This is a genomic window from Brevibacillus sp. NL20B1 (genome assembly GCF_018195675.1).
GTDB classification, from domain to species: domain Bacteria; phylum Bacillota; class Bacilli; order Brevibacillales; family Brevibacillaceae; genus Brevibacillus; species Brevibacillus aydinogluensis.
In genome coordinates this window covers 1-555 of sequence record NZ_JAGTPT010000070.1, presented here as the reverse complement: position 1 = coordinate 555, position 555 = coordinate 1, and the positions used below count along the sequence as shown (strand labels likewise).

Annotated in this window: 1 rRNA gene; it reads right to left on the bottom strand. The window is 57.8% G+C overall.

Annotated features, from left to right (window positions below):
- Positions 1 to 10 precede the first annotated feature (10 nt).
- A 16S ribosomal RNA gene (locus KDN35_RS19805) occupies positions 11 to 555 on the bottom strand; the annotation flags it as partial.

Here is a 555-nt window from a genome sequence, read left to right as displayed (position 1 = left end):
TCATCCTTAGAAAGGAGGTGATCCAGCCGCACCTTCCGATACGGCTACCTTGTTACGACTTCACCCCAATCATCTGCCCCACCTTCGGCGGCTGGCTCCCGTAAGGGTTACCCCACCGACTTCGGGTGTTGCAAACTCTCGTGGTGTGACGGGCGGTGTGTACAAGGCCCGGGAACGTATTCACCGCGGCATGCTGATCCGCGATTACTAGCGATTCCGGCTTCATGCAGGCGAGTTGCAGCCTGCAATCCGAACTGAGAGCGGCTTTTTGGGATTGGCTCCCCCTCGCGGGTTCGCAACCCTTTGTACCGCCCATTGTAGCACGTGTGTAGCCCAGGTCATAAGGGGCATGATGATTTGACGTCATCCCCACCTTCCTCCGATTTGTCATCGGCAGTCACCTTAGAGTGCCCAACTCAATGCTGGCAACTAAGGTCAAGGGTTGCGCTCGTTGCGGGACTTAACCCAACATCTCACGACACGAGCTGACGACAACCATGCACCACCTGTCACCCTGTCCCCCGAAGGGGAACGCCCGATCTCTCGGGGTGTCAG